The following is a 15,067-nucleotide window of genomic DNA, read 5'->3' on the forward strand; positions in this document are numbered from 1 at the left end:
CGGGTGGTGACCAAGCTAGCGGGCATGGGGCGTCTGGAGCGCTACACTGCCTTCGCCGATTTGGTGGTGGGGGCGGTGCTCAATCCCGGCGGCCGCACCGAGGTGGTGGTCACCGAGGATATGGTGCGCACCATGAAGGCCGGCACGGTGATCGTCGACCTCTCCATCGACCAGGGCGGCTGCGTCGCTACCAGCCGGCCCACCACTCTGGCAGATCCCACTTTCGAGCTCTACGACGTGATCCACTACTGCGTTCCCAACATGACCTCCACCGTCGCCCGCACCGCCTCCCGGGCGTTGGGCAACGCCTGCCTGCCCTACCTGCTGGCTCTGGCCCAAAAGGGGGTTCCCGAGGCTCTGAGCGCTGACTCGGGCTTGGCTCAGGGGGTTTACGTCTACCGCGGGCAGCTGGTGCATCGGCTGGTAGCGGAAATTCAGGGACTGGTGGCGGCGGATCTCGACGCCCTCCTCGCCGCGGAGGCCGCAGGATGAGCTGGCTCGATGATTACCGCGCGCGGTTGGAGACCCCGGAGCAGGCGGTGCACCGCATCAAGAGCGGGGACCGGGTGTATTACGGCGGCAACGCCGCCATTCCCCAGGCGCTGGTGCGCGCCCTCGCCGGCCGCCGGGAGGAGCTCGAGGACGTGCAGCTCAACCACGTCCTGCTGCTCGGCGACGACCCCCTCTCGGTGCCCGGTACCGAAGGGCATTTCCGCCACAATTCCCTCTTCGTCGGCCCTTCGGACCGCAAGGCGGTGAACGAGGGGCGGGCGGATTATGTGCCCATCTTTCTCCATCTCATTCCCCGGCTCTTTCGTAGCGGCACCGTGCCCCTGGACGTCGCCATGGTGCAGGTTTCGCCGCCGGATCAGCACGGCTTCATGAGTCTCGGAGTGGAGGTGCTGGCTTCGAAGGCCGCGTGCGAGACGGCGCGCACGGTGATCGTGCAGGTGAACGAGAAGATGCCGCGGGTGCTGGGGGATTCCTTCCTCCACGTCAGCCGCGTCGATTCGGTGGTGGAGGTCACGGAGCCGCTGCCGGAGCTCGTTCCCAAGCCGCCGTCGGAGCTGGAGCGGGCCATCGGTGCCCACGTGGTGGCCCTCATCGAGCCCGGCTCGACGGTTCAGATGGGCATCGGCGGCATCCCCGACTCGGTCTACGCCACGGTGGAGGGGAACCTGGACCTGGGCATCCACACCGAGATGCTCTCCGACGGCGCCATGCGCGCCATCGAGCGCGGGGTGGTCACCGGCAATCGCAAGAATCTCCATCCGGGCAAGGCGGTGGTCACCTTCGCCCTGGGCAGTGCCGAGCTCTACGACTACCTCAACAACAACCCGTTCATCGAAGGCCATCCGGTGGATTACGTCAACGATCCGGTGGTGGCGAGCCAGAACGAGAAGCTGGTGGCGGTGAATTCGGCGTTGGAGGTGGATCTCACCGGGCAGGTGTGCTCGGACTCCATCGGCTCCTACATCTACTCGGGCTTCGGCGGCCAGGTGGATTTCATCCGCGCCGCCGCCCGTTCCAAGGGCGGCAAGCCCATCATCGCCCTGCCGTCCACCGCCCGCCGCGGGGAGATGTCGCGCATCGTGCCGATGCTCAAGCCGGGAGCGGGAGTGGTCACCAGCCGCGCCGACGTCCACTATGTGGTCACCGAGCACGGGGTGGCCAATCTCTTCGGCCTCAATCTCCGCCAGCGGGCCGAGGCCCTCATCGCCATCGCCCATCCGGACTTCCGGGACGAGTTGGAGCGCGCCGCCAAAGAGCGCAAGCTTCTTCCCTGAACTCCATCGCGGTTCTCCACGCCCCCCAACCACCAAGCAAGGCATGAGCCGAGACTCCTCTTCCAGCCTGCGTTCCATTCGCGTCATCCTGGCGGTGGTGTTGGTGCTCAACTTGGGGGTGGCCCTGGCCAAGCTCGTGGTGGGGGCGCTGATCCAAAGCATCAGCATGGTGGCGGACGGATTCCACTCCCTGACCGACGGTGCGTCCAACGTGGTCGGGCTCATCGGCATCTCTCTGGCCGCCCGGCCTCCCGACGAGGACCATCCCTACGGTCATTGGAAGTTCGAGACTCTGGCGGCGCTGCTCATCGGCGGTCTGCTGGCGATGACCGCTTGGGAGGTGTTGCGCAGCTGTTTCGAGCGTCTGCGGGACGACTCCGTGCCGGAGGTGTCGGCATTGGCGTTGGTGGTGATGGTGGTGACCATGGTGGTCAACCTCGGCGTCTCCTACTACGAGCGTCGCCGCGGGGAGGAGTTGCGTAGCGATCTGCTCACCGCCGACGCGGCCCACACCCGCAGCGATTTCTTCGTCTCCCTGGCGGTGCTGGCGAGCCTGGGGGCGGCCCACTTCGGCTATCCCCAGGTCGACGTGGTGGTCGCCTTGGTGATCACCGGTGCCATCGCCCACGCAGCCCTGTCCATCGTTCGGCGGAGCGCCGAGCGCCTGACCGACACAGCGGTGCTGCCGCCCCACGAGGTGCGGGAAGTGGCGTTGCGGGTACCGGGGGTCGAGGGAGTGCACAAGGTGCGCACCCGAACCGGCGCGGGGGGCAACCACGCCGACCTTCACGTCCAGGTGCGGGCCGACCTACGGCTGGACGAAGCCCACGTCATCGGCCACATGGTGGCGGACAAGCTCAAGGACGAGCTGGACCTCGATGACATCGTGACCCACGTGGAGCCCCCGGTAGGGCACGAAACGGACTGGCGCCCGTGGCATGAAGAAGATTCGGAGGAGTCTGCCGCCAGCGGCGAAGCCGATCCTCGTTCACCGCAGCGGCCGTAGCACCCGCAATCCGTTGAGCACCACCAGCAGGGTGCTGCCTTCGTGCCCCACCACTCCCAGCGGCAGGGGGACGCCATGGACCAGCGTCACCACCACCAGGATGGCGATGACGCCGCAGGCGAAGGCCAGATTCTGGCGCACGATGCGCAGCGACCGCCGCGCCAGCCGTGAGGCGTAGGCGAGGAGCTGGAGCTCGTCCCGCACCAACACCAGATCGGCAGTTTCGAGGGCGGCGTCGGTGCCGGCGATGCCCATGGCGATGCCGACGGTGGCGGTGGCCAGGGCCGGCGCGTCGTTGACCCCGTCCCCCACCATGGCCACCCGGGTGCCGGCTTCGGTGAGCTCGCGCAACGCCGCCACCTTGTCTTCCGGCATCAGGCCGGCCCGCCACTCGTCCACCCCCAGCTCCTTGGCGACCCGCTCGGCCACTTGCTCGTTGTCGCCGGTGAGCAGCAGGGTGCGGCGCACGCCCTGGCGCTTGAGCTCCGCCAGCGCCGCGGCGGCTTCCGGGCGTACTTGATCCTCGATGGCGATGGCTCCGGCGATGGTGGCGGTGGCGGCGCCGGGATGGGTTGAATCAGTGCCGGCGACGAAGACCACCGTCTTGCCGCCGGCTTCGAGCTCCTCGATCTTCTGCAGGTCTTCCGCCGAGGGGCGGAATCCGGCGGTGTCGAAGGCGAAGTCCTGGCGGCCCACCGCCACGTGCCGCCCCTCGACCTCCGCCACCGCTCCCTGGCCGCGGTGGTTGCGCAGGTTGCGGGCCGCCGGGGTGGCGATCTGCCGAGCCGCCGCGTGCTCCACGATGGCCTGTGCCAGGTGGTGCTCGGAAAGGTGCTCTACCGCCGCCGCCAGGGCCAGCACGCGCTGCTCGTCGCCGCCCGCCAGCGGTACCACCGAGGTCACCGCCGGCCGGCCGCGGGTGAGGGTGCCGGTCTTGTCGAAGGCCACCACCTCCAGATGGGCGAATTCCTCCATGGGTGCTCCGCCCTTGAAGAGCAGGCCGCGGCGGGCGGCGTGGGCGAGGGCGGCGAGGATCGTGGCGGGGGTGGAGATCACCACAGCACAGGGAGAGGCCACCACCAGCAGGGTCATGGCGCGATAGAAGGTGGGCTCGAAGGCCTGACCGAAGGCCAGCGGCGCCAGCACCGCCACCGTCGCGGCGAAGAGCACCGTGGCGGTGTAGCCTTGCTCGAAGCGGTCGATGAAGCGCTGGGTCGGAGCCTTGGCTTCCCGTGCTTCCTGCACCAAGTGGATCATTCGCGACAGGGCCGACTCCGACTCCAGCTTTTCGACCGTCACAGACACCGTGCCGCCGACGTTGATGGAGCCGGCGAGGACTGGCTCACCGGCGGACCGGCTCACCGGCATGGACTCGCCGGTCAGAGCGGCCTGGTCGACGGCGGTGTGGCCGGCCTCGACGCTGCCGTCCACCGGGATCCGTTCGCCGGGGCGCACCCGGACCCTCTCCCCGAGGCTCAGCTCGGCCACCGGGACTCGTTCTTCCTCGTCGCTCTCGGTGAGCCGAATCGCCTCCTCCGGGCGCAGATCCATCAGCGCCTCGATGGCTCGGGCGGTGCGCTGCAGGGCTCTGGATTCGAGAGCGTTGGAGAGGGAGAAGAGGAAGAGCAGCATGGCGCCCTCCGCCAGTTCGCCGATGGCGGCGGCGCCCGCTGCTGAAACCAGCATCAGTAGGTCGACGTCGAGCTTGCGCTGGGCCAGGCTACGCACGGTCCGCACCAGGCTGTAGGCGCCGCCGGCGGCGTAGGAGCCGGCCCAGGCCAGGGCCTGGAGAGGCCAGCCCCAGCCGGCTTGAGCACCGAACCACGCGGTCAGGCCCAGACCCAGACAGACCACCGGAGTCCAGCGTGGCTCGCGGCCTTCCAGGAGGTCGTGGACCCAGGTGGGGAGGGAGTTGCGGAACTCTTGGCTCATCGAGGGATTCTCCCGGAGGCGGTGCGGTTCGACGGTTACCCGCGGAGTCTCTCTGCGCAGCTTATCGAAGATCGAGAGCGGGATCGGGGACGGGCCGGAAGCTTCGAGGAGTCTCTTGACAGCCTTCCGGCGCGATTCGACAATGTTGAAAAGAAGACCTGAATATCATTGACGTCCAATGACGAGAAGGAGGTTTCCATGAACCCTCGTGCAACTCTTGGCCTGGTCGCCGGGGCGCTGTCGGTGGTCACCAGTGCTGCCCATGCTTGGGCCGGCTGGCCCCCCTTCCACCACGCTCTCCACGATAGCGGTGTTGCCGGTGACGTCATCGCCGGCCTGCGGGTCGCCTGGTATCTTGGCTCGGTGGCGATGCTCACCTTCGGGATCCTGACCCTGCTGGCGGCGATCCGGGTTCTCCGGGATCAGCCGATCACCTTCGAAGCCGTGCAGGTCGTGGGCGTAGCCTACTTCCTCTTCGGCATGGTGGCTCTCCTCACCCAAACCCTCAACATCCACTTCCTGCTCTTCATCGTCACCGGTCTGCTGACCGGGGCCTTCGGCTTCTGGCACTTTCTGCTCGGGCGCTGAGGGAGTCGCGCTGCCTCCAACGGTGTGGGCCACGGATCCCTAAACAAGATGTTGACCAATTTAGGGACTGCCGGTATTATTCGCGCGTCTTGCCGATGAATTGTTGATTCCAGGGGTCTTGCCGGCTGCAGCCGGAGCGCTCTGCTTTGGCTCCCGGTACCGTTGGAGGCCGCCGCTCCCTTCCGGAGCTGGCGACACGTTTCATTCTTTTTGTGAGGAGCCTTCCATTATGCATCGGACCACTCTCGTCACCTCCCGCCGGCTGTTCGCCGTCGCCCTGATCTGCGCCGTCGGCTTTGCCACCGGTGTGGCCGCCAACTACTTGGGCAGCGGTACGCATCCCTCCAGCACCTTGGGCTGGGCCTACTCCGGCTACACCTCCGGTGGCGGTGGCAGCTACACCACCCCGGCCGTCAACGCAATGTCCACCTGGTCCAACCAGACCGATCTGTATCTCTACTACACCACCAGCAGCTGGGACGTCGTCTTCATCACCGACTTCTTCTCCGGTGGCTGGGCCGGCCTGGCGGTTTGCTACAACAACTCCGGTCAGAGCTGGCTGAGCAATCCGGCGGTGTTCAATCAGTCCCTCGCCTACTGCTACGCCTACAACGACCGCAACGACATGGACGGTGCCAGCCAGAGCCGGCGCCAGAACCTCTTCACGCACGAAGCGGGACATTGCTTCTCCCTCGCTCACCGGAGCAGCACCTCGAGCATCATGTACCCCTACGTGCAGTCCAAGACCACCCTCGATACGCAGGACCGGAACAACATCAACGCGCGGTACTGATCCCCGCGTCCTGATGGAAGAACTGTGGTTTAAGACATTCGAATGACTTTTCGAGAAAGAGGTTCATCAACCATGCGTCATGTCAAAGTACTCCTCGGTATCGCCTTGCTCTTCGCCGCTTCCGCGGCTCTCGGCTACTTCACCCAGCTCGGAACCCCTGATGCGGTCCTTCAGGGGGCCGGCGTGCACTCTCCGGCCATCTGGAATTCCGACGCCCTGACCCCGGCGGAGCTGGTGGATGAGGCGGACATCGTGGTTCGTGCCCAGGTGCTGGAGCAGACCGACACCTTCCTCTACACCCCGCAGCCGTACCAGAGTCCGGAAGCCGCCGCCCGCCTGACCTCCCAGGGCTATCAGGTTCCCCAGTTGCCCTTCACCGCGTCCCTGATCGAGGTTCTGGAGGTCTACTCCGGTGACGTCTCCGTCGGCGACCGCATCAAGGTCGGTCAGACTGCTGGCTTCATCGACGGTCAGAAGGCCGAGCTCCTCGACGATCCGCTCTACGAGATCGGCACCGAGCACGTGCTCTTCCTGCGCGACGTCAGCTCTGAGAAGAACAACTCCGGCTTCGCCACCGTCAACCCCGCGGGCCGTTACCGCGTGCTCGGCGACCAGCTGGAGATCCAGACCTCCTTCTTCGAGGTCGATCCCACCGCCGCTCCTCTCGATCTGCCGAGCCTCGAGGCCGCCATCCGCGCCGCCGTCGACGCGCCGAGCGGGCCGAGCCTGAGCCGCCACTAAGGCCTTCCGAGGCTGTTGGTCAAGGGCCGAGAGTCCTCTCCGCGAGGGCTTTCGGCCCTTTTCTCGTTCTGCCCGACTTCTTCCCTGCCAGCTTCTCCCCTGTCTCCTCCTGTGGATCCAGCCAGGCTTTCAACGATGCGATAAACTGGCCGGTACGACCATTCATGTTGCATCGCCCTGGCGAGCTACACCCCCAGCTGCAAGGGAGCACGAGGAGGCTGTTGGACTATGTATCGATCCGTTTTTCGCCCTGCCCTGTTTCTCTTGCTTATCCTCTTCGGCGCCGAGCTCGCTTCGCAAGCTCAAGCCCAGGGCATCGTCCGGGTTCCCCAGGACATCCCGACGCTGCAACAGGCGCTGGACCAACGGCGAACTGTGGGCGGCATCATCGAGTTGGCGCAGGGGACCTACGCGGCGCCGGGCAACGGTTTCCGGCTGCGCAATCCCCAGGCTGAGCTGACGGTGCGGGCGGCGGCCGGGGCGACGGTGGTGCTTGACGGCGGGGGTAGCTCCATCATCTTCGACCTGGAGGTCACCAACCTCTCCAACCGGCCGCGGATCTTCTTTCAGGATCTGATCTTCCGCAACGGTTTCTCCGATCGGGAGAAGAAGGGCGGGGCGGTGAGCGTGGTGGCGGGGCGGGCCTCCTTCGTCTCCTGCCGTTTCGAAGACAGCCGCTCCGAGGCGCCGTCCACCGGCGGCGGTGCGGTGCTCATCTTCGACGATGCCGACGTCGTCTTCATCGATTCTGAATTCTCCGGAAATTCCGCCCAAAACCGTGGCGGCGCGGTGTCGGTGGTGTTCTCCACCGCGGAGATCCACGACAGTGTCTTCACCGGCAACCGCACCAATTTGGCGGGCCATGCCAATACCGCTCCGGGCGGCGCTCTCTACATCCTCGACTCCAAGGTGCGGGTGGCGACCACTCATTTCGAGAACAACCAGGCCGGTTGGGTCGGCGGCGCCATCTACGTCTTCGGTGATTGGCGAGAGCCGTTGGCGAACCCGGCGGCGGAGGTGCAAATCTTCGATTCCAACTTCGTCGGAAATCGCGCTGCCAACCACCCCTGCTGCGTGCCCCCGGGGGCCACCGCCGGCGGTGCCGTGCACGTGGAAGACCATGCTACGGTGCGCATCTACCGCTCCGAGCTGATGGGCAATCGTGCCGAATCCGGTGGCGCTTTGGACGCTTACCGGGCAGAAGTGGAGATCTTTGACTCGGTGCTCGAGGGCAACTTCACCGAACCGCAGAATCGGCCCCAGACCTTCGGTGGAGCGATCTTCCTGGCTTCCTCCGATTTCAACGACGCGAGCACTCAATTCGGCCTGTTCAATCGGCGGCCGGCGAGTCTGCGGCTGGACGGCTCGCTGGTGGATGGCTCGCTCGCCAGCGGCGAGGCGGCGTCCCAGAACGGTGGCTGCATTGCCGCTGTGGGCGACCTCAACCGCCGCTTCGGTACCACCGCTGTCGATCCGGACGGCACTGTCGAGGAGAATCGCGCCCGGATCACCGCCCGGGGGACGATCTTTTCCAACTGCGAGAGCGAGGGCTTGAACCAGGGCGGCGACGGCCTGGGTGGCGCCGTCAATCTGCGCCTCACCGCTTTCACCGCGCGGGACTCTCTTTTCCTAGACTCCCAGTGCCGTACCGACAATTGCGGCGGCGGTGCGATGGCCGCCTCCAACGAGTCGCTGGTGGATATCGCCGGTAGCTCCTTTGCCGGCAACGCGGCTCATCGCGGGGGCGCCATCTTTCTCGGCGGCTCAACCATCCAGCTGCGCGATACCTTGTTCTCGGACAATCGCATTCTCACTCCCGGCGGCACCTCCGACATCCGCGACAGCCGGGGAGCGGCGCTCTTTGCCATCCCGGGCTTTTCGCCGACCCTGCCGGAGCGGGAGTCCGACGCCGACGGCGTGGTCCAGGATTGCACCTTCGCCAACAATCAGGGGGTGCCCCTCTTCGACGTCGATGTGGACGACGGACCCCACAACAACGTGCGCTACAACAACAACCGCTTCGGCCCAACGGGCTTCGGTAACAAGGTCTATGTCAATCGGTTGATCCGCGCTTCCGGCGAGTCGGTGGCGGAGCTCAACGCCCTGGTGGTGAACCGCACCGACGGCACTTCCGTGGACAAGAGCTCGGGAGGGAATCAAAGTCTTGGCAGTGCTCCTGTGGAAGGGCAGCTGGTGGCGGCGCCGCCGGCCCTCAGCCCGGAAGTCCCCGGCGGTACCATCGGCCGCACTCATCTCGGCTTCGCCTGGAGCGGCTCCAATGCTCGTCTGGGCAGCCAGAACCTGGCGCAGCGTAGTGGCGTGCAAGCGAGTACCGTTGCCGGCCGCACCGAGCTGCGCTCCGGCGCGACCCTTCTCGACGCCGCCACCCTGGCCGCCGCCCCGTGCTCCGTCGGGCCGCTGCTCTGCCTCAACCAGGACCGCTTCAAGCTCGGGGTCGACTGGCAGACTCCGAGGAATGAGTTCGGCCCGGGCTTGGCGGTGCCGTTGACCAACGACACGGGCTATTTCTTCTTCTTCAACGAGAGCAATGTGGAGCTGGTGGTGAAGATGCTCCGCGGCTGCGGCGTCAACCAGCATTTCTGGGCCTTCGCCGGCGGTTTGACCAACGTCAAGACCCAGCTGCGGGTCGTCGACTCCTTCTCCGGCCGGGTGCAGATCTACGACAACCCCCAGCGTACGGCCTTCCAGCCGATCCAGGACACCGGCGCCTTCCGCTCCTGCACCGCCAACGACCCCACCGCCCTCCTGGCGCTAGCCGAGCTCCTGCCCCTGCCGGAGCCCATGGGCACCTCCTTGACCCTCAACGAGGATCGCTTCGAGGTCCAGGTCTCCTTCCGCACGCCCCAGGGCCAGGAGGGGAACGGCCAGGCCATCAAGCTCACCTCCGACACCGGCTATTTCTTTTTCTTCGAGGAGGACAACGTGGAGCTGGTGGTCAAGGTGCTCCGTGGCTGCGGCGTCAACAATCACTATTGGGTCTTCGCCGGCGGTCTGACCAACGTCGAGGTGGACCTCACCATCACCGACACCCAGACCGGCGACACTCAGACTTACTCCAACCCCCTGCGCACGCCCTTCCAGCCGATCCAGGATACGGAGGCCTTTGCGACGTGTCCTTGAGGGGCGGGATCGTAAGGAGGCACCAATGCGCTTCTTGGAGCCGCTGCTTCTGGTCGGGGTAGTGCTCTTGGCCTGCCTCGCCTGCGCCACTCAAGGGCCCAATCCGGAGTGTGTCGGGGTGACGGTGCCCTACGAAGGGAAGATGGAGCTGGACCGCACGCCGGACCCGGGCCAGGAAGAAGGTCTTCTGATTCCAGCCAGCGTCGAGGAGGCCCTCGCCGAGATGGATCGGATGCTCTCGGAGGATTTCAAGCGGTCCCTGGCCTGCGGTACCGCCAAGGACGCCAAGTGGTACCACCTCAGCCTCGGCCGATGGATGCGCAACAACTGGGGCCTGTGGGGCGGTGGTCCCTTGGCGGAACATTTCAACGAGCTTGGCATCTTCCATCCGGACGACATGTCCGGGATTCTCGTCGCCTCCTACTATCGGCGCCTGCGGGGCGAGCCCATCCGGCTCGAAGAACAGATCCGCTACTACCAGGAGTTTTGGGCGGCGCACCTCCCGCCGGAGGAGGAATTCGTCTGTCCGGGGGATGACGAGCCGGCAGAAGAAGTTGGGTCCTGGGAAGCTCAACGGCCGCCGGAGCCGTGGATCGTCTACCACGTCTTCGAATGCGAGGATGGTCGCCTTTGGGAGTACGAGCACAACCAAGGCTGGAGCCCGGCCTCGGAGGAGACGCTACGCCAATTTGGTGAAGAGGTAGAGGCTCCGGGGGACGGCTGAAGCTTGGAGGACCGCTTCACCCGAGGTTCGCCGCGAGTAGGTCTAGAAGATACCAATGATGTCAATAGTGATACTATGAGCCCGAAAGCTAGAGTTGCGGATCTCGTGGAAGCGATGCGCCGCAACCCCAAGGACGTTCGCTTTCGGGACCTGTGTAGGGTGTGCGATGAATTCTTCGGTGAAGCTCGCCAGAGTAAGGGTAGCCATCGTATTTACAAAACGCCCTGGCCTGGAGATCCTCGAGTGAATATTCAGAATCACAAGGGTCGTGCCAAGGCCTACCAGGTACGACAGGTTCTTCGAGCCATCAGGAAGTTGGAGCGTGAACAATGAGTACCAGCTCGGATCACTACACCTATAGGGTGACCTGGTCGGAGGAGGACGAGGAGCACCTCGGGCTCTGCGCCGAGTTCCCCAGCTTGAGCTGGCTGGCGGAATCGCCGGAGGAGGCGCTCACCGGTATCCGCAGCCTGGTTTCCGACGTCGTCAAGGATCTTGAAGCCTCGAGAGAGTCTGTCCCGGAGCCCCTCGCCCTCAAGCGGTTCAGCGGTCGGTTCATGATTCGAGTTCCACCCGACACTCACCGCAGGCTCGCAATCGAGGCAGCAGAAGCCGGGGTGAGCCTCAACCGACTAGCCAGCGCCAAGCTCAACCGATAGTCGACTCACGCGGGTCAGGTCGAGCGCTACGAGGGACTCGACCCGGCCGTAGCCGGCCTGGTTCGCCTGAAGAGAATCTACTGGCCGGTGGGCTGAAGAAGCCGTTCAGCTCTTCAGTCTGACCGCCGCCGCAGCCCCTTCGCCCCCTGTCCGAGAATCAACGGCAACAAGGAAGCGATGAGGACCAAGGCCCATTCCTGGGGCCCTAAGGGAGTGGTGTCGAAGATCTGGCGCAGGGGAGGAAGGTAGAGGACGGCGAGCTGGAGGCCGATGGTGAGGGCGATGGCGCCCCAGGCCCAGGGGTTCTGGAACAGCCGGCGATTGAACAGCACCGCGCGGGGGCTGCGGGCGTTGAAGACGTGGAAGAGTTGGGTCAGGGCGAGGGTCATGAACGCGATGGTGCGGGCATGGGCCAGCTCCAGGCTCCAGATGTGGAGGGCCCACTGGAAGGTGATCAGGGGTACGGCGGTGAGCAGCAGGCCGTAGGTCAAAACCTGGAGCAGGAAGCGGCGGGAAAGAATCTCCGCTTGGGGATCTCGGGGCGGGCGGCCCATGACGTCGGGCTCTGCTGGTTCCAGGCCGAGGGCGAGGGCCGGGAAGACGTCGGTGACCAGGTTGAGCCAGAGGATTTGCAGCGGCAGCAGCGGGAGGGGTAGACCGCCGAGGACGCTGAGCAGCAGCACCAGGACCTCCGCCAGGTTGCAGGAGAAGAGGTAGAAGATGAATTTGCGGATGTTGTCGAAGATCACCCGGCCCTCTTCCACCGCCGCCGCGATGGTTTGAAAGCGGTCGTCGGCGAGGACTACCGAGGCGGCGTCCTTGGCGGCATCGGTGCCGCGACCGCCCATGGCGACGCCGATATCCGCTTTCTTGAGCGCGGGAGCGTCGTTGACCCCGTCGCCGAGCATGGCGACGATTTCTCCCCGTTCGTGGAAGGCGTCGACGATGCTCAGCTTGTCCGCCGGGCTGACCCGGCTGAAGGCCCCGATCCTCGGTAAGCGGCGGGCGAGCTCGGCGGCGGAGAGGCCGGTGAGATCGGAGCCGCCCAAGAGCTCGTCGTCCGGCCCCAGCAGTCCCAGCTGCTCGGCGACGGCGGTGGCGGTGGCTCGCTGGTCGCCGGTGAGCATGACGGTGCGGACACCGGCTTCGTGGAGCAGGCGGATGGTGTCGGCGACGCCGTCGGCGGGCGGGTCGCTGATCGCCGCCAGGGCCAGGAATGTGAGGTCTTGGAGAACTTCCTTCTCAACCGCTGCGTCGTGGACCGGTTGGCTCGGGGGCGGCGAGCCCGCCGGCAAACGGCGCTGGGCCAGGGCCAGGACTCGCAGTCCTTCGGTGGCCAGGGCCTCGTTGGCGTCCAGGAGTCGTTGCCTTTCCTCGGGCTCGAGGAGCTGCTCGCCGGCGGCGGTGAGCTGACGGCCACAGAGATCGAGCACCCGACCGGGGGCTCCCTTCACACACACCAGCGTTCTGGCCTCCTGGGCCTCCTGGGCCTCCTGGGCCCCCTGGGCCTCCTGGGCTTCCCGGTGGTGGAAGGTGGCCATGAGCATGCGCTCGCTGGAGAACGGGAGCTCTCCGGTTTCCGGGAATATAGACAACAGGTCAGCCCGGTCCACACCGGCCTTTCTCGCGGCGATCAGCAGCGCCGCTTCCGTGGGGTCTCCATGCACCACCCCCTCTGCATCCACCCGGGCGCGGTTGGCCAGGACCGCCGCGCACAATGCCTCTTCCAAGCCCGGTACCGTCGTCGGGTCTTCCAGCGCCTGGCCGTTTCGCTGCAGCTCTCCCGCCGCAGCGTAGCCCGCGCCGGTGATCTCGACCTCGTCCTCGGCGGTGACCAGACGGGTGACGGTCATTTCCCCGGCGGTGAGGGTGCCGGTCTTGTCGGTGCAGACGACGGTGGCTGAGCCCAGGGTCTCGACGGCGGGAAGCCTGCGCACCAGCGCCCGGCGACGGGCCATGCGGTGCATGCCGACGGCGAGGGTGATGGTGGCCACCACCGGCAGACCCTCGGGGACGGCAGCGATGGCCAGAGCGAGGCCGGTCTCCACCATCAACCACCAGCTGCCTCCCCGCGCGATGCCGACCACGGCTACCACCGCCGCCAGGGAAAGGGTCAGCCAGATCATGCGCCGGCCCAGGGCGTCGAGTCGCTGTTCCAGCGGAGTCTTTTCCACCTCGGTCTTGCGCACCAGGTCCGTGATGGTCCCGACCTCGGTGGCGGCACCAGTGCCGGTGACCACTGCCAGCCCGTGGCCGCGGGCCACCAACGTTCCCTGATAGACCATGGAGGTGCGATCGGCGAGGAGGGTGGCGGCTTCCACGGCCTCAGCTTGCTTGCTCACCGGATACGGTTCGCCGGTGAGAGGAGCTTCCAGAGTGCGCAGGTCGGCGGCCTGCAGTAGTCGGGCGTCCGCCGCTACGGCGGCTCCTTCCTCCAGCACCAGCAGGTCGCCGGGGACCAGCTCCGCCGCCGGCACCGTCAGCTCCTGGCCGTCCCGCCGCACCCGGGCCGTGGGCACCTGCAGCTTGCGCAGGCCTTCCATGGCTTGCCGGGCGCCGAGCTCGGTGAAGAAGCCCAGGGCCACGTTGACCAGCAGCACCACGAAGATGGACACGCTCTCCACGATGTCCCCGGCCGCCAGGGCGAGGACGGCGGCGCCGAAGAGCAGGCCCACCACCAGGCTCTTGGTTTGGGCGACGAGAATCTTCCATGGGGAGATCGGTGGAGCGATGGCGAGGGTGTTGGGGCCCCAGCGCTGAAGGCGGCGAGCGGCTTCCTCGGCGCTCAGCCCGGCTTCCGACGATTCGAGCCGCTGCACGACCTCCGGGGCCGGCAGTGCGTGCCAGGGTTCCTGAGCTTCGACACCTGCTGGCTCCGCCGGCCGGCCGCGGTGGCGCCGAAGCCGGGGGTCGGGTTCTGGCCGGCCGAGGGGCTGGGGCTGGTTCTGGAGGGGCATCACACGCGGGGCGGTCCGGAGGTTGTGAAGAATCCGGAGCAGCCGCCCGCGGAATGGAGGAAGCCCTCACCGGTGCCTACGGTTGCTGCCGAAGGCGCCGACGAGGGCTGGCGGGGCGGATAGCGCGCCGGAGAGTCTTAGGAGATTCTATCCTCGGTTCCGGCGCGCGGCTGGAGGTCAGAAGGCGATGGGTTCAGAGCGTCTTGCGCAGCTTCTCGTAGCCTTCGCGCAGGGTCTTGCCGAGCTGCTTGACCTCGGTCCAGACTTGTTCTGCAACCTCTTCACCTTCGTCCTGCACAGTCTTGGCCTTGGCCTCGAAATGGGACCACTTGCCTTCCAGCTCGTTCCATTCGTCCCGAGCGTCCATGCTGGCCAGGTGCATCTTGAGCTTCAGCTCATCGCGCATCTGGGCGACCTTTTGGCGCGCGGTTTCCAGATCGGAGACCTTGTTCTTCATGGTGGCGGTGGTCATGGTTTAGCCCTCCTTCGAATCTATGGGGCTTGGCCTTTTGCCTTGGGGCACTGCCGGGCTTGTTCTTGCCGGATTGGCTTTCCCGGCGTCTCAGTGCCCCGCCCAACTTCAGAGTACGGCAGATGCCACGCTCCGTGCCACGACTCTCGGGGTAGGGGGCTCCGCTTTGCGGGGTGGGTTGAGGGGCCGCCCTTTCAGACGGCGGCGGGCAGCCCGCTGGTGGTTTGTCGGTTCCCCCGGGGATTCACTATCTTGATAGATGGAAGA

Annotated in this window: 12 protein-coding genes; 9 read left to right on the plus strand and 3 right to left on the minus strand. The window is 66.2% G+C overall.

Annotated elements, in window-relative coordinates:
- The 3 genes from SX243_04255 to SX243_04265 all read left to right on the plus strand — a co-directional run.
- A partial coding sequence (locus SX243_04255; protein ID MDY7092166.1) for an alanine dehydrogenase occupies positions 1–492 on the plus strand: 492 nt, incomplete at its 5' end.
- A complete protein-coding gene (locus SX243_04260) occupies positions 489–1,787 on the plus strand; it encodes an acetyl-CoA hydrolase/transferase C-terminal domain-containing protein (protein MDY7092167.1) in 1,299 nt (432 codons plus the stop codon). The genes SX243_04255 and SX243_04260, both read left to right, overlap by 4 nt.
- A 43-nt stretch (positions 1,788–1,830) precedes the next feature.
- Positions 1,831–2,793, plus strand: coding sequence for a cation diffusion facilitator family transporter (locus tag SX243_04265; GenBank protein ID MDY7092168.1), 963 nt, complete (start codon positions 1,831–1,833; stop codon positions 2,791–2,793).
- On the opposite strand, the gene SX243_04270 is transcribed toward SX243_04265, so the two are convergent.
- Positions 2,776–4,725, minus strand: a complete 1,950-nt coding sequence (locus SX243_04270; protein MDY7092169.1) for a heavy metal translocating P-type ATPase — start codon at positions 4,723–4,725, stop codon at positions 2,776–2,778. The two genes, SX243_04265 and SX243_04270, sit on opposite strands and share 18 nt — an antisense overlap.
- A 198-nt stretch (positions 4,726–4,923) precedes the next feature.
- Here SX243_04270 and SX243_04275 point away from each other — a divergent pair, with 198 nt between their 5' ends.
- The 6 genes from SX243_04275 (at position 4,924) to SX243_04300 (ending at position 11,371) form a co-directional block, all read left to right on the plus strand.
- Positions 4,924–5,313 (plus strand): hypothetical protein, encoded by a 390-nt coding sequence (locus SX243_04275; GenBank protein ID MDY7092170.1) that lies wholly within the window; start codon positions 4,924–4,926, stop codon positions 5,311–5,313.
- Positions 5,314–5,542: 229 nt separating this feature from the next.
- Positions 5,543–6,106: a matrixin family metalloprotease gene (locus SX243_04280; protein MDY7092171.1), complete on the plus strand. Its 564-nt coding sequence runs from the start codon at positions 5,543–5,545 to the stop codon at positions 6,104–6,106.
- Positions 6,107–6,178: 72 nt separating this feature from the next.
- Positions 6,179–6,847, plus strand: a complete 669-nt coding sequence (locus tag SX243_04285) for a hypothetical protein (protein MDY7092172.1) — start codon at positions 6,179–6,181, stop codon at positions 6,845–6,847.
- Between the two features lie 228 nt (positions 6,848–7,075).
- Positions 7,076–9,988 carry a hypothetical protein gene (locus SX243_04290; protein MDY7092173.1) on the plus strand — a complete coding sequence of 971 codons (2,913 nt, stop codon included), beginning with the start codon at positions 7,076–7,078 and terminating at the stop codon, positions 9,986–9,988.
- A 25-nt stretch (positions 9,989–10,013) separates the two neighbouring features.
- A complete protein-coding gene (locus SX243_04295; protein MDY7092174.1) occupies positions 10,014–10,712 on the plus strand; it encodes a DUF6794 domain-containing protein in 699 nt (232 codons plus the stop codon).
- A gap of 329 nt (positions 10,713–11,041) precedes the next feature.
- Positions 11,042–11,371 (plus strand): toxin-antitoxin system HicB family antitoxin, encoded by a 330-nt coding sequence (locus SX243_04300; GenBank protein ID MDY7092175.1) that lies wholly within the window; start codon positions 11,042–11,044, stop codon positions 11,369–11,371.
- 113 nt (positions 11,372–11,484) lie between these two features.
- Here SX243_04300 and SX243_04305 read toward each other — a convergent pair whose 3' ends face one another.
- Both SX243_04305 and SX243_04310 read right to left on the minus strand, forming a co-directional pair.
- On the minus strand, positions 11,485–14,328 hold the full coding sequence (locus tag SX243_04305) for an HAD-IC family P-type ATPase (GenBank protein ID MDY7092176.1): 2,844 nt from the start codon (positions 14,326–14,328) through the stop codon (positions 11,485–11,487).
- 193 nt (positions 14,329–14,521) lie between these two features.
- A complete protein-coding gene (locus SX243_04310; GenBank protein MDY7092177.1) occupies positions 14,522–14,800 on the minus strand; it encodes a hypothetical protein in 279 nt (92 codons plus the stop codon).
- Positions 14,801–15,067: the final 267 nt, after the last annotated feature.

The organism is Acidobacteriota bacterium (assembly GCA_034211275.1).
GTDB lineage: Bacteria > Acidobacteriota > Thermoanaerobaculia > Multivoradales > JAHZIX01 > JAGQSE01.

Excerpts from the sequence above, each read along its gene's own strand:
- SX243_04260 (MDY7092167.1), top strand. The coding sequence starts at position 489 with ATGAGCTGGCTCGATGATTACCGCGCGCGGTTGGAGACCCCGGAGCAG.
- SX243_04265 (MDY7092168.1), top strand. The coding sequence starts at position 1,831 with ATGAGCCGAGACTCCTCTTCCAGCCTGCGTTCCATTCGCGTCATCCTG.
- SX243_04270 (MDY7092169.1), bottom strand. The coding sequence starts at position 4,725 with ATGAGCCAAGAGTTCCGCAACTCCCTCCCCACCTGGGTCCACGACCTC.
- SX243_04275 (MDY7092170.1), top strand. The coding sequence starts at position 4,924 with ATGAACCCTCGTGCAACTCTTGGCCTGGTCGCCGGGGCGCTGTCGGTG.
- SX243_04280 (MDY7092171.1), top strand. The coding sequence starts at position 5,543 with ATGCATCGGACCACTCTCGTCACCTCCCGCCGGCTGTTCGCCGTCGCC.
- SX243_04285 (MDY7092172.1), top strand. The coding sequence starts at position 6,179 with ATGCGTCATGTCAAAGTACTCCTCGGTATCGCCTTGCTCTTCGCCGCT.
- SX243_04290 (MDY7092173.1), top strand. The coding sequence starts at position 7,076 with ATGTATCGATCCGTTTTTCGCCCTGCCCTGTTTCTCTTGCTTATCCTC.
- SX243_04295 (MDY7092174.1), top strand. The coding sequence starts at position 10,014 with ATGCGCTTCTTGGAGCCGCTGCTTCTGGTCGGGGTAGTGCTCTTGGCC.
- SX243_04300 (MDY7092175.1), top strand. The coding sequence starts at position 11,042 with ATGAGTACCAGCTCGGATCACTACACCTATAGGGTGACCTGGTCGGAG.
- SX243_04305 (MDY7092176.1), bottom strand. The coding sequence starts at position 14,328 with ATGCCCCTCCAGAACCAGCCCCAGCCCCTCGGCCGGCCAGAACCCGAC.
- SX243_04310 (MDY7092177.1), bottom strand. The coding sequence starts at position 14,800 with ATGACCACCGCCACCATGAAGAACAAGGTCTCCGATCTGGAAACCGCG.